Here is a 22,110-nt window from a genome sequence, read left to right as displayed (position 1 = left end):
TACAGTGCGGAAAGCTGCTTTACGCATATGCCCAATGCGTTCTTTTGCTAACACCAGAGAGTGGTAACGTTGTTCGCGACACATGGGTAACATCACCCAAAATATCGGCACATGATTGCCGCAATGGGGTGCATGATCGAACGCCTTGGATAACCGGCTTCCCTAACGGGGATCCGGAATTTCCAAATAACTTTAGATAAAATCGCGGGAGTTGACGATGGACACTGTGCGCGCTTTTCTGATCGACTCCAATAAGCTGTTCCGTGAAGGGCTCAAGCGGCTTCTCGACGACTCGCCTTTCCAGATCGTCGCCGAAGCCGGGAACCTGCGCGAGGCGTTGATCTCCGTCGAGAACGGCCTGCGTCCGCAGCTCGTTCTTCTCGACCTGATGAATGGCGGTGACGAGGAGGCCGACGGCATGCGGCGCCTGCGCGCCCTGCTGCCGGAGACCCGCATGGTCATCCTGACCAGCGATCTCTGCACCCGCCGCCTGGCCAACGCGCTCGAGGCCGGCGCCGACGGCTACCTGATGAAGGATCTGTCCTCCGACGCCCTGGCCCAGTCGCTGAAGCTGGTGATGATGGGCGAGAAGGTGTTCCCGACCCACCTCGCGGCCCTGCTGATCTCCGGCCGGGTGAACGGCAACGGGGCCGACGTCCCGGTGTCGCGCAAGGGGCTGTCGCAGCGCGAAGTACAGATCCTGCGCTGCCTGCTGAACGGCGACAGCAACAAGATGATCGCCAACCACCTGAACATCACCGAAGCGACGGTCAAGGTTCACCTGAAGAGCCTGCTGCGCAAGATCAACGCCTCGAACCGCACCCAGGCTGCCATCTGGGCGCTCAACAACGGCATCGGCGGCGAGCTGGCCGGCTCCGGCGCAGTCGCGGCGGCGGCGGCGCACCAGTAAAGGTCTTTGCAACTCCGGCGCTCCTCTGACGGAACGCCATACGACAGAACCGGACCAGGATCGCGGGGCCGCCGACGCGCGGCTCCCTCCCTGCCGGACCTTGCTTCTCCTTTGACACCACCTTCCGCGATGACGCGAGCGAGCGGGATTCGGTTCCGCTCGGCGCTTTCGCATGCGCCGGCGCAGCCCGGCTCCTGACCCCCGTCATTCCCCCTCGAGGCGCCGACATGCCTGCACGCCCCGGTCCGGCGGTATGACCGGAGCGGGTGTGCGGCGGACGCGGCCGGACGTCCGCGGGGGCGGTCAGGCCCGGGCGCGGTGCTGCTGCGCGGCGTGCAGGTGCGGCGGAATCAGGCCGTCGCGGGCCGGCTGCAGGGCGCCCTGCTGGCGGGCGGCGAACACGCCGGCCTCGGTCCGGTTGCGGAAGTGCAGCTTGGACAGCACGCTGCGGACCATCGACTTGATGACCGCCTCCGACAGGCCGAGCGTGTTGGCGATCGTGCGGTTGTTCATTCCCTGGCCCAGCAGGCGCAGCGTCTCGAACTCCGGCTCCGACAGGCGCGGCAGCAGGGTCAGCCTGATCTCGTCGACGCCGAGCCGCGAAAGGAACTGCTTGGGCATCAGGCAATGGCCCTCCAGCCCCAGGTCCAGCAGTTCGTTGATCCGGTCGACGTTGATGTCCTCGAACACCCAGGCGTCGGCGAAGGCCAGGATGTGCGCGGCGTCCAGCAGTTCCCGCGAGGAGAGCACCACCACGATCCGCGAGCGGCGCGACAACCGCAGATAGACCATCGGCTCGTTCTCGCGCAATGCGGTGAACTGCTGCAGTCCGATCAGGATGGCGTCCGGCGTCAGCGTGCTCTGCGTCAGTTCCGTAATGTCGTGCAACACGGTGACGCGATGCCGGCCCGCTCGATCGAGCGCCTGAACCACGGTCTCCGTCAGGGCGTTGTTGTCGAGGATCAGGCAAACATGCATGGGGTTCACCGCGTTGCGGGTCTGGTGAGATGCTTTCTCTTGGGCGTACTCATGGTGCGTTTGCATGGGTCAGCTCTGTCTGGAGGAGGCATCCACGGCCGGCCCGATCCGGGCTTCCGCGCCCACCGGGCGCCGGGGCCGCCTGTGCGATGAGGAGGATCGGCACGCTGAAATCCATCGTCCCGGTACAATCCGCTTCGGACCAATTCGCTGCGTCATTCCATCGAATTCCCTGGACATATTCTCTAAAAGTGGAAAAAAACTTGACAAGGCTGGAATAATTTTAGAAATTGAAGACGCATCCCGTAAATCAAACGATAGATTATCCACCGAGAGCGTCAAGCGCACCTCACGAGGGCGTCAAGCGCACCACATCGGCGTTTTGCCGTCTCTGTACGGTAACACCTCTGGAATGTGGTGTGCTGAACGGGTCACAGACGAACGCGCTTTGGTACATCTGTCCTTTCGACATGTGTGGGCTAGGCCTCGCAGGGCTTCGCTAGCCCAAATATGGGTTAATGGCCTGTTTCAGATCAGAAACAAAAGAAGCCGCCCGGTTGTTCCGCGAAAATCTGCCGGCCCTGGCCGGGCGCGGACAGTAGTCGTCCCACCCGGCGAGCGACAAAGACGTGACATCGCCTTGCCTTTAGCGACGTCCCCTATGACATTCGGCCAGGGCTCTATTGTCTCTCTCTGACCGAGGGGGAATGCCGGGGGATCGTGCGAAGGCGAATGACCTATGGCCCTTGTCGGTATACTGGGCGTCTTCCGAATGTGGTACCTGTCTGATCAAGCCAAATCGATTTGGCAGGTTGGTCCCGGCACCGCGGGGGTCGCCCGGAAGATCAACCGCCGGAAGATCGATCGATCTTGTCTCGAGGGGCAAAAGTCCTGGCGACCGGGGGCAGGCAGGCGGAAGGCCGGTCCGCTTCGCGATCGGCAGGCCGGCAAACGAGGGTGACGGGGACCATGAAGATTCTGATCGGGGACGACCATCTGCTGTTCCGTGAGGGCCTGCGGCGGCTGCTGGAGCAGCTCCACACCGACGCCACCTTCGTGGAGGCGGGGACCTTCGACGAGCTGGTCGAGCAGTGCCGCAAGGGCGGCTTCGACGTCGTCCTGATGGACCTGCACATGCCGGGCTGGCCGGGCTTCGACGGGTTGCACCAGGTGCAGGCGCAGCAGCCGGGCGTGCCGGTCGTGATCATCTCCGCGTCGGAGACCCTGTCCGACATCCGCGGCGCGCTCGATCACGGCGCCACCGGCTACATTCCGAAGTCGAGCAGCGTCAAGGTCATGATGGGCGCGCTCAACCTCGTCTTCTCGGGCGGCATCTATGTCCCGCCGGGCGCGCTGACCGCCGCCACGGCCGAGGCCGCCCCCCGCCGCCGCCAGATCGAGGTGGTCGACCGCGGCGCCGGCTACGGCCTGACGCAGCGCCAGCGCGAGGTGCTGGAATGCCTGCGCCTCGGCAAGTCCAACAAGCAGATCGCCTACGAGCTGGGCCTGTCGGAAGGCACCGTGAAGATCCACGTCACCGCGATCTTCAAGTCGCTGGGCGTCAAGAACCGCACCCAGGCCGTCATCGCCGCCGCGGCGATGAGCGCCTGAGGCAGGGCAACCGCCGGCCCCGCCCGCAGGACCGGGACGTTCGGGGGAACCGGCGGAAGATTTCGGGAAGCGCACCGGGCGGCGCCGCGAAGGTCCATCCCCTTCGCGGCGCTTCCTTTTTGTCCGGCCGGCACCGCTTCGTCCCTCCGTCCGGCAGGACCAGAACCTTGACCGGCCGGGATACCAGTGCTATCCGGCCCTTTGTCGAAATCCGAAGCCGAAACCCGAAGGACGCCACCGCAGGGCCATGAGCGATATTTTCCGCGAAGTCGATGAGGATCTGCGCCGGGACCGGGCCGAGCGGCTGTTCAAGCGCTATGGCGTCTACATGGCCGCCGCCGCGATCGCCCTGGTGGCCGGCACCGGCGGCTATACCGCCTGGCGCAACTGGCAGCAGTCCCGCCACGAGCAGGAGACGGCCGCCCTCGTCACCGCCATCTCGCAGACCGCCCAGGGTCCGGAGAAGGGGGTGGAGGCGCTGAGCGCCTTCGCCGGCAAGGCGGATCCGCGCATGGCCGCGCTGGCGCAGTTCAACGCCGCCGCCCTGCTGGTCCGCCAGGGCAAGCCGGCCGACGCCGCCGCCGTCTATGACGGCATCGCCGCCAACGGTTCGGTCGACGCCGTCTACCGTGACCTCGCCACGCTTCTCGGCACCATGCAGCGGATGGAGACGGGCGAGCCGGCCCAGCTCCAGGCGAAGCTGCAGCCGCTGACCGCCGACAGCAGTCCCTGGCGCTTCACCGCCCGCGAGATGACCGCCGTGCTCGCCGTGCGCAGCGGCGACAAGGAGCGGGCGCGCACCCTCTTCCAGCAACTGGCCGACGATTCGGCGGCGCCGGCGGGTGTCCGCTCGCGCGCGACGGACCTCGCCGCCCTCTACGGCAAGACCTGATGACCCGCACATTGTCCAGCAAGCGGTCCCTGCGCCGCACCGCTCTCCTGTCCGCCTCGCTGCTGGCCCTCCTGCTCGGCGGCTGCGAAACGATCGACGGCTGGCTCGGCAAGACGCCCGATCCGCCCCTGCCGGGCAAGCGGGTCTCCGTGCTGACGCGCGAGCGCAAGGTCGAGGCCGATCCGCGCATCGCCGCCAACCCCGTCCTGCTGCCGGCGCCGGTCACCAACCCGGCCTGGGCGCAGCCCGGTGGCACGCCGGACCACGCGCTCGGCCATCTCGCCCTGTCGGCCTCCCCGGCCGAGGCGTGGCGCGGCGACGTCGGCCGCGGCTCCGGCAGCGGCCGCCGCCTGCTCAGCCCGCCGGTGGTCGCCGACGGCCGCGTCTTCGCCATGGACTCGGAGGCGAACGTCACGGCGCTCGACGCCGGCAGCGGCCGCACCGTCTGGCGTGTCGAGACCAAGCCGGAGAGCGAGCGCGGCGCCGCCACCGGCGGCGGCGTCGCCTATGCCGAGGGGCGCGTCTTCGCCGCCACCGGCTTCGCCGAGGTGCTGGCGCTCGATCCCGCCTCGGGCAATGTCCAGTGGCGCAAGCGCATCCCCGGCCCGGTCCGCGGCGCGCCGACCGTGCTCAACGGGCGCCTGTTCGTCCTGACGATCGACAACCAGCTCGTCGCCCTGTCCACGTCGGACGGGACGGTGCAGTGGTCGCACCAGGGCATCCTGGAGACCGCCGGCCTGTTGGCCAGCAGCAGCCCGGCCGCCACCAACACGCTGGTGGTCGCCCCCTATTCCTCGGGCGAGCTGTATGGACTGCGGCCGGAGAACGGCCGGGTATCCTGGCAGGAGAGCCTTGCGGCGGTTCGCCGCAGCGGCGCGCTGAACAGTCTGGCCGACATCGTCGGCCTGCCGGTGATGGACCGCAACATGGTCTATGCCATCAGCCATTCCGGCCGCATGGTCGCGGTGGACGAGCGGATCGGCAACCGTCTGTGGGAAAGCGACGTCGGCGGCGTGCAGACCCCGTGGGTGGCCGGCGACCATCTGTTCGTCGTGACGACCGACGCCGAGATGGTGGCGGTCGAACGGCAGAGCGGCCGGGTGCGCTGGGTGGCGCCTCTCGACCGCTTCAAGGATCCGGAGGACCGCACCGGCCCGATCGTCTGGGCCGGCCCGGTGCTGGCCGGCGGCCGGCTGTGGGTCGCCGGGTCGGACGGCCGGCTGCTCGGCCTGTCGCCGGCGGACGGATCGGTGCAGGTCACGCGCCAGTTGCCGGACGCCGGCTACTTGTCTCCGGTGGTCGCGAACAACACTCTATATGTCCTGTGCGACAATGGGACGCTGGTCGCCTACCGGTGACCGGCGCCCCGGCGCGCAGACCTTTTGATTACCTTTGAGAGGCCTCCGGCCCCATGTCCTTCACTGTGGTGCTCGTCGGTCGGCCGAACGTCGGCAAATCGACCCTGTTCAACCGTCTTGCCGGCAAGAAGCTGGCGCTGGTCGACGACACGCCGGGCGTGACGCGCGACTGGCGGGCGGCGCCCGGCCATGTCGGCGGCCTGTCCTTCACCGTGGTGGATACCGCGGGGCTTGAGGATGTGAGCGACGACAGCCTGGAGGCGCGGATGCGCCGCCAGACCGAACGGGCGCTGGACCGGGCCGACGTCGCCCTGTTCATCATCGACGCGCGGGCCGGCGTGACGCCGCTCGACCGCCATTTCGCCAACCTGCTGCGCAAGGGCCGGACCCCGGTCGTGCTGGTCGCCAACAAGGCGGAAGGCAAGGCGGGCATGCCCGGGCTGTACGAGGCGTTTGAGCTCGGCCTCGGCGAACCGCTCGCCATCTCCGCCGAGCATGGCGAGGGCATGGCCGACCTCGTCCAGGCCCTGATGCCCTACGCGAAGGAGGACGACGCGGACGCCGAGGCGCAGGCCGCCGCCGGCTCCATCGGCTCCGAGGAGGACGAGATCCCCATCGGCGACCAGCCGGAGCCGGAGGAGGACAAGGCCAAGCCGATCCAGATCGCCATCGTCGGGCGGCCGAACGTCGGCAAGTCGACGCTGCTCAACAGCCTCGTTGGGGAAGAGCGGGTGCTGACCGGCCCGGAGGCCGGCATGACGCGCGACGCCATCAGCGTGGACTGGACCTGGCGCGACCGCCGGTTCAAGCTGGTCGACACCGCCGGCATGCGCCGCCGCGCCCGTGTCGACGAGAAGGTGGAGAAGCTGGCGGTGGCCGACGCCCTGCGCGTCATCCGCATGGCGAACGTCGTGATCCTGGTGGTCGATGCCGGCCAGATCCTGGACAAGCAGGACCTGACCATCGCCCGCATGGTGATCAGCGAGGGGCGCTCGCTGGTCATCGCGGTGAACAAGTGGGACGCGGTGGAGAACCGCGCCCTGGCGCTGAAGCAGGTCGAGGACAAGCTGGAAGCGGCGCTCGGCTACATCAAGGGCGTCAAGGTGGTGACGATCTCCGCCCTGAAGGGGCAGAAGCTCGACACGCTGCTCGACGCCGTGCTGGCGACCTACACGGTGTGGAACCGCCGCATCCCGACCTCCCAGCTCAACCGCTGGCTGGAGGGCGTGCTGGACCATCATCCGCCGCCGCTGATCGAAGGGCGCCGCCTGAAGATCCGCTACATGACCCAGGTGAAGACCCGGCCGCCGACCCTCGCGCTGTTCGTGAACAAGCCGCTGGATCTGCCGGAGTCCTACCAGCGCTATCTCATCGCCGACCTGCGCGAGACCTTCGACCTGCCGGGCGTGCCGTTGCGCCTGCTGCTGCGCAAGGGCAAGAACCCGTTCGCCGACGACTGATCGGTCGCCGACGACTGAACCACGGTGCGGCGTTGCAGGCGGTGGTTGACGCCTGGGCGCGCTTACGGTCACATGTCCCGGTCGACAGGCGCCGTTTCCCCCGTGGGAGCGGCGCCTTTCGTTTGCCCGGTCGTCTGGCCCGCACCCATCGCCCGGATTGTGCATCCGATGCACAACATCCGCTGGCATACGGTTGCGATCAAGTCATTGCTGTAAAAAGCAAAAAGCGCCCTCCACCGTATTGTGCGGCAGAAACGCACTGCACAACACGCTGAACGGCGCCTTTCCCGTAGCGGGGGCCGAGGGTCCTTCGGCCCTCGGTGGAGAGCGCGGGAGGCGACGCCTCCCGCACCCCGCTGCTCCCGCCGTTACTCCGCCGCCATCGGCTGCGGCCGGGCCGGCTGGCGGTAGGCCTGGAGGAGCTTCGCCTCCTTCGCCTTGGCCGCCTCGACGTTGCGGGTCTTGATGTGGCCGTAGCCGCGCATCTCCATGGGCAGGCCGGCGATCTCGACGGCCAGCGCGTGGTTGTCGCGGGTCAGGGTGTGGAGCACCTCGCCCATGACGCCCTCGTACTCCTCGATCAGGCGGCGTTCCAGCTTGCGCTCGGCGAGGCGGCCGAACGGGTCGAGGGCGGTGCCGCGCAGGCGCTTGCCCTTGGCGAGGATCTTCAGGAACCGCAGCATCCACGGGCCGAAGGTCTTCTTCCTGGGCTCGCCGCCGGTCTCGTCGGTCTCGCCCATCACCGGGGGGGCCATGTGGAAGGTCAGTTTCCAGTCGCCCTCGAACATCCTGGCGACGTTTTCGACGAAGCCGGTGTCGGTGTAGAGGCGGGCGACCTCGTACTCGTCCTTGTAGGCCATCAGCTTGAAGTGGGCGCGGGCGACCGCCTCGGTCAGGGCGGTGGAGCCGGGCACCTTCTGCTGCTCGATCCGGCGGGTCCAGTCGACCAGGGCGTGATAGCGGGCGGCGTAGGCGGCATCCTGATAGTCGGTCAGGAAGCGGGTGCGGCGCTCGATGATCTCGTCCAGGCTCTGGGAGGGGCGGCGCTGGTCGATGATGAAGCTGCCGTCCTGCGCCACCGGGGCGGGGGCCGCGAGGGCCTCCACGGCGGCGAGGTCGACGGCGGCGCGGCGGCCCCACTGGAAGGCGTCGCTGTTCAGCCTGACCGACACGCCGTTCAGCTCGATCGCCTTCAGGATGGCGTCCTCGGACAGCGGGATCAGGCCCTTCTGCCAAGCGTAGCCCATCAGGAAGGGGTTGGCGTAGATGCTGTCGCCGAGCAGCGCGGTGGCGAGGCGGGTGGCGTCGAAGGCATCCACCGACTGGTCGCCGCCGCAGGCCTTGCGGATGTCGCCGACCAGGTCGCGGACCGGGATCACCATGTCCGGCTTCTTGATGAAGTCGGCGGTGATGGTGTCGTGGGTGTTGATGATGGCGCGGGTGCGGCCGGCGGTCATCTTCGACAGGCCGTCGCCGGCCGCCGCCACGACGATGTCGCAGCCCAGGACCGCGTCGGCGCCGCCGGCGGCGATGCGGACGGAGTGGATGTCCTCCGGGGTGGGGGCGATGCGGATGTGGCTGGTGACGGCGCCGCCCTTCTGGGCGAGGCCGGTCATGTCGAGCACGCCGACGCCCTTGCCCTCGATATGGGCGGCCATGCCGATCAGGGCGCCGATGGTGACGACGCCGGTGCCGCCGACGCCGGTGACGTAGATGCTCCACGGCTTGCCGTCCAGCGCCGGCAGGGCCGGGGCGGGAAGCGGGGCCGAGTCCACCGCCTTGGCGGCGGGCTTGGGCTTGCGGAGCTGGCCGCCCTCGACGGTCACGAAGCTGGGGCAGAAGCCCTTGGTGCAGGAATAGTCCTTGTTGCAGGAGGACTGGTCGATCTGCCGCTTGCGGCCGAACTCGGTCTCCAGCGGGACGACGGAGACGCAGGAGGACTTGGCCGAGCAGTCGCCGCAGCCCTCGCAGACCAGCTCGTTGATGACCACCCGCCTGGCCGGGTCGACCATCTTGCCGCGCTTGCGGCGGCGGCGCTTCTCGGTGGCGCAGGTCTGGTCGTAGATCAGGACGCTGACGCCGCCGACCTCGCGCATCTCCTTCTGCACGCGGTCCAGGTCGTCGCGGTGCTCGACGGTGGTGTACTGCGGCAGGCCGGAGCCGACGCCGTACTTCTCCGGCTCGTCGGAGACGACGACGATGCGCTGCACCCCCTCGGCGCGGAGCTGGGCGGCGAGCGACTGGACGGTCAGCGTGCCGTCCACCGGCTGGCCGCCGGTCATGGCGACCGCGTCGTTGAACAGGATCTTGTAGGTGATGTTCACCTTGGCCGCGATGGCCTGCCGGATCGCCAGGATGCCGGAGTGGTAGTAGGTGCCGTCGCCGAGGTTGGCGAAGATGTGCTGTTCCTCGGTGAAGGCCGCCTGGCCGACCCACGGCACGCCCTCGCCGCCCATCTGGGTGAAGGTGTCGGTCTTGCGGTCCAGCCAGGTCGCCATGTAGTGGCAGCCGATGCCGCCCAGCGCGCGCGAGCCGTCCGGGACGACCGTGGAGGTGTTGTGCGGGCAGCCGGAGCAGAAGGTCGGCTTGCGGATGACGCGGGCCTGATGGGCCTTCTGCCTCTCCTGCGCGTCGAGGAAGGCGACGCGGCGCTTGAGGTTCTCGTTGTCGACGAAACGCTCCAGCCGGCGGCCGATGACCACGGCGATCTGGGCGGGCGACAGCTCGCCGGCGGAGGGCAGGATCCACTCGCCCTCCTCGTCGAACTTGCCGACCACGCGCGGGCGGACGTCGGGGTGCCAGTTGTAGAGCTGCTCCTTGAGCTGGTTCTCGATGACCGCGCGCTTCTCCTCGACGACGACGATCTCCTCGAGGCCCTCGGCGAAGTGGCGCACGCCGTCCCGCTCCAGCGGCCAGGGCATGCCGACCTTGTAGACGGTGATGCCCCAGTCGGCGGCCATCTCCTCGGTGATGCCCAGCTCGTCGAAGGCCTGGCGGACGTCCAGGTAGCTCTTGCCGGTGGTCACGATGCCGAAGCGCGGCCGTGCGCTCTCCAGCATCACCTTGTCGAGCTTGTTGGCACGCGCGAACGCCAGGGCGGCGTACAGCTTGTGCTTCATCAGCCGGTATTCCTGCTCCAGCGGCGGGTCGGGCCAGCGGATGTTCAGGCCCCCCTGCGGGATCGGGAAGTCGGTCGGGGCGAGGGGGGAGACGCGGTGCGGGTCGATGTACACGGACGCCGAGGTGTCCACCGTCTCGGCGATCGTCTTCATGGCGATCCAGCAGCCCGAATAGCGGCTCATCGCCCAGCCGATAAGGCCATAGTCCAGGATCTCCTGCACCCCCGACGGGTTCAGGACCGGGATCATGGCATGCATGAAGGCATGCTCGGACTGGTGCGGGAAGGTGGAGGACTTGGCGTTGTGGTCGTCGCCGGTCAGGACCAGCACGCCGCCGTTCCTGGAGGTGCCGGCGGCATTGGCGTGCTTGAACACGTCGCCGGACCGGTCGACGCCCGGCCCCTTGCCGTACCACATGGCGAAGACGCCGTCATACCTGGCGCCGGGGAACATGCCGACCTGCTGGCTGCCCCACACCGCGGTGGCGCCCAGCTCCTCGTTCACGCCGGGCTGGAAGCGGATATGGTTCTTCTCCAGGAACTTTCGGGCATTCCACAGATTCTGGTCGAACCCGCCCAGCGGCGAGCCGCGGTAGCCGGAGATGAAGCAGCCGGTGTTCAGCCCGGCGGCCAGGTCGCGCTGCCGCTGCATCATCGGCAGGCGGACCAGCGCCTGGGTGCCGGTCAGGTACACGCGCCCCTGTTCCAGGGCGTATTTGTCGTCGAGTGAGACGGTTGCGAGAGCCATTGTACCTTTCCCTCCCTTGCGGGGCGCCGACGATCTTGCGGCATGGCCGGCCAGGATTCGACCGCTGGCCGCTGCTTTGTTGGATGGGCGAAAAGGTAATGAAGGCTGTCGTATGTCGCAACGACAGTCAGGAGGCCGAACTCAAAAAGCAAGAAGGGTTCGGCAACCCGCAGTCGTCGGACACAGAGCGCATGGAATTGCCGCCACCGCGGAAATTCCGCATCACCCCTCGTCCCTCTGCAAGGGATATGGGGCGGCGCTCAGGCGGGGGGCAGGGGGGACTCAGGGGAGGGGGCGCCATTCTGTCCGCCCGGCCGCTCCGGCCAGCCCCCCAGATCGACCTGACCGCGGGTGGCGAGCGTCCGCACGGTCGCCCGCAGGGTCCGGACGAGGCTCAGCACGACGGCGGCCGACTGCGGACCGCCCTCGTCCCCGGCGAACCAGCGCAGGGCGGCGGCATGGGCGTGCAGCGCGTCGCTGTAGCCGTCGGTGTCGGGATCGACCCAGGTGACGCAGGTGGCGAGCGAGGACACGATGGAGGAGGCGGTATGGTCGCCGGCAGTGGCCGATTGCAGGTCGGCGACGGCGCGGCGCAGCCGGGGCGCCAGCGGGTCCGGCCGCTCGATCGCAGCCTCCAGCCGGTCGAGCGCCAGCAGCAGCCGCACGCGCTTGTGGTCCGACGAGCGCAGATAGGCGGCCGTGCGCGGCGCGGTGGGCGACGGCAGGCGCGGCGTCGCCGCGACGCCGGGCAGAGCCTCGGACTCCTGCGGTACCCCGGCATCGTCGGCGGCCTTGGCTTCGCCCGCCCCGGCGGGAGGGCGCTTCGCGCTGGGGAACGGCTTCACCACCGCCTCGCGCCGGTTCAGCACCGCTTCGATCCGCTTCGCCAGCGTGGCGGCGGCGACAGGCTTGGCCAGGACGGAGTCGGCGCCGGAGTCCCAGGCGGCCCGGACGGTGGAGAGGTCGGCGTTGGCGGTCAGGACGATGATCGGCAGATCGGTGCGCTGACTGGCCGGTGACTTGCGCACCCACTCGATCAGCTGCTGGCCGCCGACCGGCTCCATCACCCAGTCGGTCACCAGCAGGTCGAAGCGGTCGCGCCGCAGCAGTTCCATCGCCTCCTGCCCGTTGCCGACGGTGCTGATGATCCCGACCCCCCAGAGCCCCAGCATGTCCTTCATGGCCCGCTGGAGGAGCGGGTTGTCGTCGACCACGAGGATCTTGAGCGGGGTGGCGGCACGTTTGGTCATGAAGGATCCTCGGGAGGCAAGGCTGCTTCCCGGATATCCGCCCTCCCGGCCCGGTTTTCAGGCTGCGGAGTGGAGGGAACGACCAACGCGTCATCGACCCTCCCCGTCGGCACCGCCGTGCCTACCTCCCGCTCCCTCCGAAGGGGGTGGTGGTACATCCGGGCGCCCGTCCGGCGGGGGCGGCATGGTGTCCGGTGGCGCGCCACGCCTGCCGGCGCATTAGCCCTGTCTAATTCTCCTTTGCCTCGCCGCCGGGGCGGCCTTATCCTCCGGATCGGTGACGGCAAGAGGGGGACGGACGATGGCCGGCGGATGCTGCGGCGGGTCCTGCGGGAGCAACGGCGGAGGCGGCGGAGGCGGCGGGGGACGCATGCCGCGGGGCGGGCAGGCCGACTACCGGCGGATTCTGCGCCTCGCCCTGGTCGTCAACGCCCTGATGTTCGCCATCGAGATGGTCGCCAGCATCGAGGCGCAATCCATGGCCCTGCGCGCCGACGCGCTGGACTTCCTCGCCGACGCGGCGAACTACGGCGTCAGCCTGTGGGTGCTGGGCAAGGCGCTGGAGTGGCGGTCGCGGGCCGCCATCGTGAAGGGGCTGTCGCTGGGCGCGATGGGTCTTTGGGTGCTGGGCTCCACCGCCTGGAATGCGCTTGCCGGCACCGTGCCGGATGCGCCGGTGATGAGCCTTGTCGGGCTGCTGGCGCTGGCCGCCAACATCTCGGTCGCCGCCCTGCTGTTCGCCGGCCGCCGCGGCGACGCCAACATGCGGTCCGTCTGGCTCTGCTCGCGCAACGACGCGCTGGCGAACATCTCGGTGATGGTGGCCGCGGCCGGTGTCTGGAACCTGGGGGAAGGGTGGCCGGACCTTCTGGTCGGCACGGTCATCGCCTGCTTGGCGCTCGGCGCCGCCTGGTCGATCCTGCGGCAGGCGACGGCCGAGTTGCGGGCCTATCACGCGACGCCGGCGCACTGAGGCGCCGGCATCGCCCCTTTACTTGTGTCGGGCGGGGCGCCTACTGCGCCGCCACGATCTCGCCGTGCTGCGTGCAGGCGGTCTCGGCCAGATCGACGAAGCGGCCGGTCACCTGCTCGGGCTGGGTCAGCGACTTCGGATCCTCGCCGGGGAAGGCCTGGGTGCGCAGCTTGCTGTTCACCACGCCCGGGTCGATCAGGTTGACCCGCAGCGGCGAGGCGGCGATCTCCATCGCATAGGTCTTCACCATCATCTCCAGCGCCGCCTTGCTGGCCGCATAGGGGCACCAGTAGGGATAGGGCTGCCCGGCCGCCGCGGAGGTCACGAAGATGGCCCGGCCGGCGTCGGAGGTGCGCAGCAGCCGGTCGAAGGAGCGGATCAGGCGGAAATTGGCCGTCACGTTGACGTCCATCACCCGCTGCCACAGCTTCGGATCATACTGGGCGACCGGCCCCAGCGTCTCCAGCGCGCCGGCGTTGCCGACCAGGATGTCCAGCTTGCCGAAGCGCTGGTAGACCGAATAGCCGAGCTGGTCGATCTTGTCGAACTCCTGCAGGTTCAGAGGAACCAGCGTGGCGTTGCGGCCGGTCGCCTTGAAGATCGCGTCGTCCACCTCCTCCAGGCCGCCGACGGTGCGGGCGGTCAGGATGACGTGGGCGCCTTCGGCGGCGAACCGCTTGGCGACGGCGGCGCCGATGCCGCGCGAGGCGCCGGTGACGAGGGCGATGCGGCCTTCAAGCCGGGAGCCGACGGTTTGGGACATGGATCAGGGCTCGGCAGTTCTTCGTGGAGGGAGAGGGATGCGACGAGAGCCGACCGCGGGAAAGCGGCCGGCTCTCGTCGGGAACCCGCAGGGCCGTCAGGCCCGGATGCGCACCGCGTTGGCCTCGACGGGTGGGCTGTCCAGGTTGTCGGTCAGCGCGATCGGGTAATCGCCGGTGAAGCAGGCGTCGCAATAGCGGATGTTCGACGGATCGCGCTTCGGCTCGCCCATCGCGCGGTAGAGGCCGTCCAGCGAGATGAAGGCGAGGCTGTCGGCCTTGATGAAGTCCCGCATTTCATCCACCGACAGGCGGTGGGCCAGCAGCTTGCTCTGTTCCGGCGTGTCGATGCCGTAGAAGCAGGGGTGGGAGGTCGGCGGGCTGGAGATGCGCATGTGCACCTCGGCGGCGCCGGCGGCCCGCACCATCTCGACGATCTTCTTGGAGGTGGTGCCGCGCACGATGCTGTCGTCCACCAGCACGACGCGCTTGCCCTCGATCATCGCGCGGTTGGCATTGTGCTTCAGCTTGACGCCCAGATGGCGGATCTGGTCGGTCGGCTCGATGAAGGTGCGGCCGACATAATGGTTGCGGATGATCCCCAGGTCGAAGGGGACCCCGGCTTCCATGGCGTAGCCCAGCGCGGCCGGGACGCCGCTGTCGGGGACCGGCACCACCACGTCGGCGGGGACGCCGGCCTCGCGCGCCAGTTCCCGCCCGATGCGCTGGCGGGCCTGATAGACGGAGGTGCCCTCCATCACGCTGTCCGGCCGGGCGAAGTAGATGTACTCGAAGATGCAGAAGCGGCGGTTCTGCGGCTGGAACGGTCGCATGCTGTGCACGCCGTCCTTGTCCAGCACCACCATCTCGCCCGGCTCGACGTCGCGGATGAAATCGGCGCCGACGATGTCCAGCGCGCAGGTCTCGCTGGTCAGGATGTGGGTGTCGCCCAGCTTGCCGAGGACCAGCGGACGGACGCCCAGCGGGTCGCGCACGCCGATCACCGCGTCGGAGGTCAGCGCCACCAGCGAGAAGGCTCCCTCCACCTGCCGCACCGCCTCGATCAGCCGGTCGACGGGCGAGCCGCCGCGGGCGATCGCCATCAGATGGACGATCACCTCGGTGTCGGTGGTGGACTGGAACAGGCAGCCGCGCCGCACGAGCTGGCGGCGCAGCGTCTGCGCGTTGGTCAGGTTGCCGTTATGCGCCAGCGCGAAGCCGCCGAACTCGAAATCGGCATAGAGCGGCTGGACGTTGCGGATGGTGGTGTCGCCGGTGGTGGCATAGCGGACATGGCCGATGGCCTGGCCGCCCTTCAGCTTGGCGATGACCGCCTCGGAACTGAAATGGTCGCCCACCAGACCCATCGTGTGCTGCAGGTGGAACCGGTTGCCGTCGAAGCTGACGATGCCCGCCGCCTCCTGTCCGCGGTGCTGCAGGGCGTGGAGCCCCAGCGCCGTGATCGCGGCGGCCTGCGTGTTGGCGAAAATGCCGAACACGCCGCACTCTTCGCGCAGCTTGTCATCGTCGAACGGATGCGTCGTCAGCATCGCAGGGTCCCTGTCAGTCGAGGAGCGTCAGTCGAGAAGCGTCGGTCATGCTGTGCTCAGGGCCGCCCCCGATACCGGGCACGGTCGGTGGCGCGTCTATACAAACTCTTTCCGTCCCGCGCCATCCCTCAGCGCTGGTTCTGGATCAATCTTTCAAGGTCGCCACGATCCCGATCCTTATAGCCCGTATCGGGCTTCGGCGCATCTGCGGTCTTCGGCGCGCCGGGGACCGGGGTGGACAGGCGGTCGAGCGCCGCCTTCGCCTCGATGGCCTGCTTGGCCTTGGCCCCGGCGATGTCGATGGCGCCCAGCCCCTCCTTGCGGAGGTTCTCCGGAACGAAGCCGTAGAGCGTCTCGGCGCCGGCGGCCAGGAAGGGGCGGGTCTTGGCGGTCTGCAGCCAGGCGGGATGCTCCGCCGGGTTGGGGACCAGCCAGATGAAGAACAGATAGGCGACCGACACGAGGATCGCGCCCTTGGCGATGCCGAAGACGAAGCCCAGCGAGCGGTCCAGCGCCGACAGGCCGGAGTTCTGCACCCCGCGCGAGATGCCGCGGCCGAGGATGGTCAGCACGATCAGCGCCACCACGAACAGGCCGACGGAGGTCGCGGCATAGGCGACCATCTCCACCTTGATGTGCTGCTGGACCAGCGGCAGCGCGTAGGGCAGGGCGTAGAGCGTCACGAAGGCGGCACCCGCCCAGGCCACGACGGACAGCACCTCCGCCACCATGCCGCGGGTGAAGGCCAGCAGGGCCGACAGCAGCAGAACGCCGATGACGGCAAGGTCCGCCGGGTTGATCGGGATCGTGTCCATTTACTCTCGGTGCCTCAGCCTCGATACTCGTCGCGGTCCCGGTCCTGCGACCGGCCGCGAGCGGGCCGCGTTCCGGCTTGGAACAGCGGCATCAGTTCGCCCAGGTGGTGGAGTTCCACCGTCTTCAATCCGTTGTCGCTGCGCGACGCCCGGCCGCCGCCGCCCCGGCGCGCCGGGAAGATGGCGGAGGAGAAGCCGAGCTTCGCCGCCTCCTTCAGCCGCGTGTCGGTCTGGCCGACCGCGCGCACCTCGCCGGACAGCCCGATCTCGCCGAACACCACCGTGTCGGCCGGCACCGGCTCCCCGGTCAGGGAGGACACCAGGGCCGCGGCGACGGCAAGGTCGGCGGCGGGTTCGGTGATGCGCAGGCCGCCGGCGACGTTCAGGTAGACGTCGTTGGCGCCGATCTGCACGCCGCAGCGCGCCTCCAGCACCGCCAGCACCATGGCGAGCCGGGCGCTGTCCCAGCCGACCACGGCGCGCCGCGGCGTGCCAAGCGGCGAGGGGGCGACCAGGGCCTGCACCTCCACCAGCACGGGGCGGGTGCCCTCCATTCCGGCGAAGACCGCGGCACCGGAGACGTCGCCCCGGCGTTCCGCGAGGAACAGGGCGGAGGGGTTGGCGACCTCGCCCAGCCCGGCGTCGCCCATCTCGAACACGCCGATCTCGTCGGTCGGGCCGAAACGGTTCTTCACCGCGCGCAGGATGCGGAACTGGTGGCCCCGCTCGCCCTCGAAATAAAGGACCGTGTCGACCATGTGCTCCAGCACGCGGGGGCCGGCGATCATGCCCTCCTTCGTGACGTGCCCGACCAGCAGGAGGACGACGCCCCGCCGCTTGGCGACGCGGATCAGCTCCTGCGCGCTGGCGCGGACCTGCGCCACCGTGCCGGGGGCGCTGTCCAGATTGTCCACATACATGGTCTGGATCGAATCGATGACGATGATGTCCGGCCCGTCCGCCGCGTCGAGCGACGAGACGATGTCGCGGACGCTGGTCGCCGAGGCCAGCGCCACCGGAGCCTGGGCGCAGCCGAGCCGCACGGCGCGCAGCCGGACCTGGTCCACCGCCTCCTCGCCCGAGACGTAGGCGCAGCGGTGGTCCTGCGCCAGCCGGGCCATGGCCTGGAGCAGAAGGGTCGACTTGCCGATGCCGGGATCGCCGCCGATCAGCAGGACCGAGCCGGGGACGAGGCCGCCGCCGCACACCCGGTCGAACTCGGCGATGCCGGTCAGGCGGCGCGGCGGGGCGCTGCTGCTGCCGCTCAGCCCGACGAACTCGATCCTGCGTCCGCGGCCGGCGCTCAAGCCCTTCGGCGCGGAGTCGGGAACGGCCTCCTCGACCAGGGTGTTCCACTCCCCGCACGCGTCGCATCGCCCCGCCCATTTCGGGAAGGTGGCGCCGCAGGACTGGCAGGCATATCGGGACGTCGGCTTGGCCAAAGCAGTTGTAGTCCGAAGGGCTGATGGCCGCCCACATATAGCAAGCCGTCTTCTGGAATCCTACGGTCGCGCCGCAAAAATGCGGTGGCTTTTCCCGGACGCCCGGAATGGATAGTGTGCGGCGGATGGAGCCGGCCGACCGGGGCTGAATTCGGAAGGAGTTTTCGTGGCGAAGAAGGACGAACGGCAGATCGTGCTGCACGGGCCGGAGGCGTTCGAGGCGATACGCAAGGCCGGCCGGCTGGCCGCCGCGACGCTGGACTATATTACGGACTTCGTGGTCCCGGGCGTCAGCACCGCCCACCTCGATCAGCTGGTGGAGACCTTCCAGCGCGATCATGGCGGCATTCCGGCGACCATCGGCTATCACGGCTATACGAAGGCCTGCTGCATCTCCCCCAACCATGTCGTGACCCACGGCATCCCCAGCGACGACAAGCGGCTGGCTGACGGCGACATCGTGAACATCGACGTCACCGTCATCCTCGACGGCTGGTACGGCGACACCAGCCGCATGTTCTTCGTGGGCGACAGGGTGGGCGTGAAGGCACGCAAGCTGGTGGACGTCACCTATCGCTGCATGATGGCGGGAATCGCCGCCGCCCGGCCCGGCGCCCGTCTCGGCGACATCGGCCATGCCATCCAGACCCTGGCGGAGGCGAACCGCTACACGGTGGTGCGCGACTATGGCGGGCACGGCATCGGCCAGGTCTTCCACGACGCGCCGCATGTCGACCATTTCGGCAAGCCCGGCACCGGGGTGGAGCTCAAGCCCGGCATGGTCTTCACCATCGAGCCGATGCTGAACGCCGGCAAGGCGGACGTGAAGCTGCTGTCGGACGGCTGGACGGTGGTGACCCGCGACCGTTCCCTGTCCGCGCAGTTCGAGCATCAGATCGGCATCACCGAGGATGGCTGCGAGATCTTCACCCTTTCGCCGGCCGGCTACACCCAACCGCCCTACGAGCGCGTCGAAGGAGCGGCGGCGTGAGCGACGAGCTGAAGCCCTGGCGGGTCCTGGGCAGCCGCGAGCTGCTCGACGCCAGCCCCTTCCTGAAGGTCCGCGCCGAAACGGTGGAACTGCCGGACGGCCGCCGGGTCGACAGCTTCTATCAGGTCGAGCAGGCGGACTTCGCGGTGATCTTCGTGGAGGACGAGGAGGGGCGGGCGGTCATGCTGCGCTGCTACAAGCATGGCGCGCGGCGGGTCAGCCTGACCTTCCCGGCCGGCGCGCTGGCGCCGGGCGAGGATCCGCTGGAGGGGGCTAGGCGCGAACTGCTGGAGGAGACGGGCTATGCCTCCGACGACTGGACGGCGCTCGGCAGCTTCGTGATGCAGGGCAACCACCGCGGCTGCCAGTGCCACATGTTCCATGCCCGGCAGGCCCGCCAGGTGGCGGAGCCGGACAGCGGCGACATGGAGGAAATGCGCATCGAACTCCACAGCCGCAGCGAACTGCTGGCCGCGGTCGCCAGGGGGGAGTACGCCTTCCTGCCGGTGATCGCGATGTTGGGGGCAGTGCTTCTGCCTGAACTGCGGGAAGGTCTGGCGGCGTTGGGCCGCCGTTAGAGGGGTGCCCTGCCGGGCAGGTCAGGAGATCTGTCCTGCCCGGCGTATCCCGGTCAGTGGGCGCGGGCTGCGGCACCCGCCGCGCCGCCGGCGCCGGTCAGCGAACGCCACAGCGAACGGACGGCGCTGCGGATGAACTCCGAGCGCATTTCCATGGCCTCGCGATAGATGTCTTCCTCGGAACGCGGGTCGCGCACAAACTCGTACATGGTCTCTTTCATAGGGAGTCTCCTCGTCGATGGCGAGTGACGTCCCCTCCCTTGTTTGTTTCTCCGCCAAGAGATTTAGGGCAGGGAGGTTGACCGACCAGTGCGCGTTGTGCAGTGCGATAATGCGGATGCTGCATCCGCGTAACGAACAAATGGTCCCGGCAGCGATGGGCTGCCGGGACCATGGGTGTCGAAGACGGGCGGATCAGATGTGGTCGGAGGAGAGGATCGCCTCCGCATCGCCGCCGGTGCCACGGCCTGGCAGCAGGGCATTCAGCAGCACGCCCAGCACCGCCGACAGCGCCATCGAGGAGACGACGAAGCCGCCGTCGCCGAACTTCAGCGTGGCGCCGCCGATGCCGATCACCAGGATGGTGGAGGAGATCAGCAGGTTGCGCTTGTCGCCCAGGTCGACCTTGCCCTCGATCAGCGTGCGGATGCCGGAGGAGGCGATGACGCCGAACAGCGCGATCGACACGCCGCCCATCACCGCGGTGGGGATGGTGGTCAGGAAGGCCGACAGCTTGCCGACGAAGCCCAGGATGATGGCCAGCGTCGCCGCCCCGGCGATCACCCAGACGCTGAAGATGCGGGTCACCGCGAGGACGCCGATGTTCTCGCCATAGGTCGTGGCCGGCGGGCCGCCCAGCGCGCCGGCGACCATGGTGGCGACGCCGTCGCCCATGACCGAGCGGTGAAGGCCCGGGTCGGCGATGAAGTTGCGGCCGACCACCCGGCTCAGCACGATCTGTCCGCCGATATGCTCGGCGATGGTCACCATGGCGACCGGCGCGATCAGCAGGATCATCGCCCAGACCGAGGCGCCCTCCTTCATGCCGGCGAACATCAGGTGGAAGTTCGGGACCTGGAACAGCTCGGCCCTGGCGACCGGCGTGAAATCGACCATTCCGGCGGCTACCCCCAGCAAATAGCCGGTGATGATGCCCAGCAGGATCGGCACCACCGTGAAGAAGCCGCGCAGAACGATGGAGTAGACGAAGATGCTGCCGAGCGTCGCCAGCGCCAGCAGGAAATGCGGCAGGCTGTAGGTGCCGCCGCCCGCGGTGTTCTGCGCCATGCCCACCGCGACCGAGGCGAGGCCGAGCCCGATCACCACGATCACCGGCCCGACCACCACCGGCGGCAGGATCGCCAGCAGCCAGCGCACGCCGAAGCCCTTGATCAGGAAGGCGACGATCACATAGACGGCGCCGGCCGCGCAGGCGCCGACCAGCGCGCCGCCGGCCCCGCCGATCTGGGTGGCGGTGACGATCGGCCCGATGAAGGCGAAGGAGGAACCGAGATAGGCGGGCAGGCGCCACTTGGTGAAGGCCAGATAGATCAGCGTGCCGAGTCCGCTGGTCACCAGCGCCACGGACGGATCGAGCCCCGTCAGGATCGGCACCAGCACGTTGGCGCCGAACATGGCGAAGAGATGCTGCAGGCTGAGCAGCAGAAAGGTTGCCGGCGGCGGACGATCGTGAACGTCCAGCACGCGGTCGCGCGGTGCGGTCATGGAGGATGGTTCCTGTGCCGAAACAGCTTATGCGTGGGCGAAGGGTTACTCCGCCCGGGCACCGGTCGTCAAAGCCCTCCGGCCGTCCGCGGGCAGTCTGCGGCGATTTTCCGTGCAGGCCGGCCGCTGTGATGGCCGGTGGGGCGGGTGGTCAGAGTGCCCGCACCTGCATCTTGATCGGACCGTCCGCCCGGCCGTGGACGAACTGGTCCACATAGGGATTGTCGGAATGGTCGATGTCCCGGGCGTGGCCGGTCCAGATGATCCTGCCCTGGTGGATCATGGCGATCCGGTCGGCGATCTTGCGGGCCGACGCCATGTCGTGGGTGATGGTGACCGCGGTGGCGCCGAGATCCTTCACGCACTGCACGATCAGCTCGTTGATCACGTCGGCCATGATCGGGTCGAGGCCGGTCGTCGGCTCGTCGAAGAAGATGATCTCCGGCTCGTCTGCAATGGCGCGGGCAAGGCCGACACGCTTCTGCATGCCGCCCGACAGTTCGGCGGGCGACAGCTCGCCCACATCGGGCGTCAGGCCGACCGCGCCCAGCTTGGCGATGGCGATCTCCTTGGCGCGGCCACGCGGCATCCGTTCGCCCTGGATCAGGCCGAAGGCGACGTTCTCCCAGACGGTCAGGCTGTCGAACAGGGCGGCGCCCTGGAACAGCATGCCGAACTTGTGCAGAATCTTCTCCCGCTCGCGGGAGCGCAGCCGGGTCGTCTCCTCGCCATCCACCCTGATGGAGCCCGAGTCGGGGCTGAGCAGGCCCAGGATGCACTTCAGCATCACCGACTTGCCGGTGCCGGACCCGCCGATCACGACCAGCGACTCGCCCTTGCCGACGTCCAGGTCGATGCCGTTCAGCACCTTCTTCGGGCCGAACTGCTTGTAGACGTTGCTGAGCGCGATCTTGGGAACGGCGGCCGGGTTGGCGGACATGGCGACTGCG

18 protein-coding genes are annotated in these 22,110 nt (G+C 68.7%); 8 read left to right on the top strand and 10 right to left on the bottom strand.

The annotated features are described in order from the left end of the window. Positions 1 to 217: 217 nt before the first annotated feature. On the top strand, positions 218 to 910 hold the full coding sequence (locus tag DEW08_RS13910) for a LuxR C-terminal-related transcriptional regulator (protein WP_109328038.1): 693 nt from the start codon (positions 218 to 220) through the stop codon (positions 908 to 910). A 303-nt stretch (positions 911 to 1,213) separates the two neighbouring features. On the opposite strand, the gene DEW08_RS13905 is transcribed toward DEW08_RS13910, so the two are convergent. Continuing rightward, positions 1,214 to 1,888 (bottom strand): response regulator transcription factor, encoded by a 675-nt coding sequence (locus DEW08_RS13905; protein WP_109328036.1) that lies wholly within the window; start codon positions 1,886 to 1,888, stop codon positions 1,214 to 1,216. Positions 1,889 to 2,857: 969 nt separating this feature from the next. Between DEW08_RS13905 and DEW08_RS13900 the strand changes: the two genes are divergently transcribed. From DEW08_RS13900 to der, 4 genes are all read left to right on the top strand, one after another. Further along, positions 2,858 to 3,499, top strand: a complete 642-nt coding sequence (locus DEW08_RS13900) for a response regulator transcription factor (protein ID WP_109328034.1) — start codon at positions 2,858 to 2,860, stop codon at positions 3,497 to 3,499. Between the two features lie 247 nt (positions 3,500 to 3,746). After that, complete coding sequence (locus DEW08_RS13895; protein ID WP_109328032.1) at positions 3,747 to 4,391, top strand: tetratricopeptide repeat protein; 645 nt, start codon at positions 3,747 to 3,749, stop codon at positions 4,389 to 4,391. Further along, on the top strand, positions 4,391 to 5,749 hold the full coding sequence (locus tag DEW08_RS13890) for an outer membrane protein assembly factor BamB family protein (protein WP_109328030.1): 1,359 nt from the start codon (positions 4,391 to 4,393) through the stop codon (positions 5,747 to 5,749). The genes DEW08_RS13895 and DEW08_RS13890 overlap by 1 nt, the downstream gene beginning before the upstream one ends. Before the next feature lie 53 nt (positions 5,750 to 5,802). Next, positions 5,803 to 7,209: a ribosome biogenesis GTPase Der gene (gene der / locus DEW08_RS13885; RefSeq protein WP_109328028.1), complete on the top strand. Its 1,407-nt coding sequence runs from the start codon at positions 5,803 to 5,805 to the stop codon at positions 7,207 to 7,209. A 368-nt stretch (positions 7,210 to 7,577) separates the two neighbouring features. Here the strand turns inward: der and DEW08_RS13880 are convergent, their stop codons facing one another. Both DEW08_RS13880 and DEW08_RS13875 read right to left on the bottom strand, forming a co-directional pair. Continuing rightward, entirely contained in the window at positions 7,578 to 11,075 is a 3,498-nt protein-coding gene (locus DEW08_RS13880) for an indolepyruvate ferredoxin oxidoreductase family protein (protein ID WP_109328026.1), read from the bottom strand. A 260-nt stretch (positions 11,076 to 11,335) separates the two neighbouring features. Next, on the bottom strand, positions 11,336 to 12,325 hold the full coding sequence (locus DEW08_RS13875; protein WP_109328024.1) for a response regulator: 990 nt from the start codon (positions 12,323 to 12,325) through the stop codon (positions 11,336 to 11,338). Between the two features lie 370 nt (positions 12,326 to 12,695). On the opposite strand from DEW08_RS13875, the gene DEW08_RS13870 reads away from it, so the two are divergent. Further along, on the top strand, positions 12,696 to 13,298 hold the full coding sequence (locus DEW08_RS13870) for a cation efflux transmembrane domain-containing protein (RefSeq protein WP_211107131.1): 603 nt from the start codon (positions 12,696 to 12,698) through the stop codon (positions 13,296 to 13,298). A gap of 40 nt (positions 13,299 to 13,338) precedes the next feature. Here the strand turns inward: DEW08_RS13870 and DEW08_RS13865 are convergent, their stop codons facing one another. The 4 genes from DEW08_RS13865 to radA form a co-directional block, all read right to left on the bottom strand. Beyond that, complete coding sequence (locus tag DEW08_RS13865; protein WP_109328020.1) at positions 13,339 to 14,061, bottom strand: SDR family NAD(P)-dependent oxidoreductase; 723 nt, start codon at positions 14,059 to 14,061, stop codon at positions 13,339 to 13,341. 96 nt (positions 14,062 to 14,157) lie between these two features. Then, the gene (gene purF / locus DEW08_RS13860; RefSeq protein ID WP_109328018.1) at positions 14,158 to 15,609 is read right to left on the bottom strand and encodes an amidophosphoribosyltransferase; all 1,452 of its coding nucleotides are present in this window, start codon (positions 15,607 to 15,609) and stop codon (positions 14,158 to 14,160) included. A 128-nt stretch (positions 15,610 to 15,737) separates the two neighbouring features. Further along, the gene (locus DEW08_RS13855; RefSeq protein ID WP_109328016.1) at positions 15,738 to 16,424 is read right to left on the bottom strand and encodes a CvpA family protein; all 687 of its coding nucleotides are present in this window, start codon (positions 16,422 to 16,424) and stop codon (positions 15,738 to 15,740) included. A gap of 14 nt (positions 16,425 to 16,438) precedes the next feature. Next, positions 16,439 to 17,866, bottom strand: coding sequence for a DNA repair protein RadA (gene radA / locus DEW08_RS13850; protein ID WP_109328014.1), 1,428 nt, complete (start codon positions 17,864 to 17,866; stop codon positions 16,439 to 16,441). Positions 17,867 to 18,032: 166 nt separating this feature from the next. Between radA and map the strand changes: the two genes are divergently transcribed. Next, on the top strand, positions 18,033 to 18,857 hold the full coding sequence (map, locus tag DEW08_RS13845; RefSeq protein ID WP_109328010.1) for a type I methionyl aminopeptidase: 825 nt from the start codon (positions 18,033 to 18,035) through the stop codon (positions 18,855 to 18,857). Continuing rightward, entirely contained in the window at positions 18,854 to 19,435 is a 582-nt protein-coding gene (locus DEW08_RS13840; protein WP_109328008.1) for an NUDIX hydrolase, read from the top strand. The genes map and DEW08_RS13840 overlap by 4 nt, the downstream gene beginning before the upstream one ends. A gap of 53 nt (positions 19,436 to 19,488) precedes the next feature. On the opposite strand, the gene DEW08_RS31195 is transcribed toward DEW08_RS13840, so the two are convergent. From DEW08_RS31195 to DEW08_RS13830, 3 genes are all read right to left on the bottom strand, one after another. Then, complete coding sequence (locus tag DEW08_RS31195) at positions 19,489 to 19,656, bottom strand: RSP_7527 family protein (protein WP_168220362.1); 168 nt, start codon at positions 19,654 to 19,656, stop codon at positions 19,489 to 19,491. Between the two features lie 193 nt (positions 19,657 to 19,849). Then, positions 19,850 to 21,160 carry a solute carrier family 23 protein gene (locus DEW08_RS13835; protein WP_109328006.1) on the bottom strand — a complete coding sequence of 437 codons (1,311 nt, stop codon included), beginning with the start codon at positions 21,158 to 21,160 and terminating at the stop codon, positions 19,850 to 19,852. A gap of 151 nt (positions 21,161 to 21,311) precedes the next feature. Further along, entirely contained in the window at positions 21,312 to 22,100 is a 789-nt protein-coding gene (locus DEW08_RS13830; RefSeq protein ID WP_109328004.1) for an ABC transporter ATP-binding protein, read from the bottom strand. Positions 22,101 to 22,110: the final 10 nt, after the last annotated feature.

Origin of the sequence: Azospirillum thermophilum (assembly GCF_003130795.1) — a bacterium.
Lineage (GTDB): Bacteria > Pseudomonadota > Alphaproteobacteria > Azospirillales > Azospirillaceae > Azospirillum > Azospirillum thermophilum.
Note: the sequence above shows the minus strand (reverse complement) of the source record. Positions and strands in the feature narration are given on the sequence as shown.

Excerpts from the sequence above, each read along its gene's own strand:
- DEW08_RS13910 (WP_109328038.1), top strand. The coding sequence starts at position 218 with ATGGACACTGTGCGCGCTTTTCTGATCGACTCCAATAAGCTGTTCCGT.
- DEW08_RS13905 (WP_109328036.1), bottom strand. The coding sequence starts at position 1,888 with ATGCATGTTTGCCTGATCCTCGACAACAACGCCCTGACGGAGACCGTG.
- DEW08_RS13900 (WP_109328034.1), top strand. The coding sequence starts at position 2,858 with ATGAAGATTCTGATCGGGGACGACCATCTGCTGTTCCGTGAGGGCCTG.
- DEW08_RS13895 (WP_109328032.1), top strand. The coding sequence starts at position 3,747 with ATGAGCGATATTTTCCGCGAAGTCGATGAGGATCTGCGCCGGGACCGG.
- DEW08_RS13890 (WP_109328030.1), top strand. The coding sequence starts at position 4,391 with ATGACCCGCACATTGTCCAGCAAGCGGTCCCTGCGCCGCACCGCTCTC.
- der (WP_109328028.1), top strand. The coding sequence starts at position 5,803 with ATGTCCTTCACTGTGGTGCTCGTCGGTCGGCCGAACGTCGGCAAATCG.
- DEW08_RS13880 (WP_109328026.1), bottom strand. The coding sequence starts at position 11,075 with ATGGCTCTCGCAACCGTCTCACTCGACGACAAATACGCCCTGGAACAG.
- DEW08_RS13875 (WP_109328024.1), bottom strand. The coding sequence starts at position 12,325 with ATGACCAAACGTGCCGCCACCCCGCTCAAGATCCTCGTGGTCGACGAC.
- DEW08_RS13870 (WP_211107131.1), top strand. The coding sequence starts at position 12,696 with ATGCCGCGGGGCGGGCAGGCCGACTACCGGCGGATTCTGCGCCTCGCC.
- DEW08_RS13865 (WP_109328020.1), bottom strand. The coding sequence starts at position 14,061 with ATGTCCCAAACCGTCGGCTCCCGGCTTGAAGGCCGCATCGCCCTCGTC.
- purF (WP_109328018.1), bottom strand. The coding sequence starts at position 15,609 with ATGCTGACGACGCATCCGTTCGACGATGACAAGCTGCGCGAAGAGTGC.
- DEW08_RS13855 (WP_109328016.1), bottom strand. The coding sequence starts at position 16,424 with ATGGACACGATCCCGATCAACCCGGCGGACCTTGCCGTCATCGGCGTT.
- DEW08_RS31195 (WP_168220362.1), bottom strand. The coding sequence starts at position 19,656 with ATGAAAGAGACCATGTACGAGTTTGTGCGCGACCCGCGTTCCGAGGAA.
- DEW08_RS13835 (WP_109328006.1), bottom strand. The coding sequence starts at position 21,160 with ATGACCGCACCGCGCGACCGCGTGCTGGACGTTCACGATCGTCCGCCG.
- DEW08_RS13830 (WP_109328004.1), bottom strand. The coding sequence starts at position 22,100 with ATGTCCGCCAACCCGGCCGCCGTTCCCAAGATCGCGCTCAGCAACGTC.